Raw genomic sequence first — 236 nt, forward strand, 5'->3', positions numbered from 1 at the left:
GTGTCTTATTTTACGCTCTGTGTTTTATGCTATTTGTTATTTTTAATAGTGGTTTAAATTTAGTTTTACAATATCAAAATAAGCAAACAGGTATAGAACTCGCTGAGCAATTACAGCAGCCACTAGTGAATAAGCAACAACTTTTAGTAAATACACCTTTTACCCTAGCTCCAGATAAAGTTTCTGTTTATGTTAAGCAGCAAAAGCAATACTTCAGCTCTAATTCAAAAGGGGTT

At 32.2% G+C, this 236-nt stretch carries 1 protein-coding gene; it reads left to right on the plus strand.

Features of this window, described 5'->3' with window-relative positions:
• Nucleotides 1-26: 26 nt before the first annotated feature.
• The coding region (locus SB749_RS20890; protein ID WP_410712003.1) for a hypothetical protein at nucleotides 27-236 on the plus strand (210 nt) is incomplete at its 3' end.

Origin of the sequence: Brevibacterium sp. SIMBA_078 (genome assembly GCF_046534565.1) — a bacterium.
Taxonomy (GTDB): Bacteria; Actinomycetota; Actinomycetes; order Actinomycetales; family Brevibacteriaceae; genus Brevibacterium.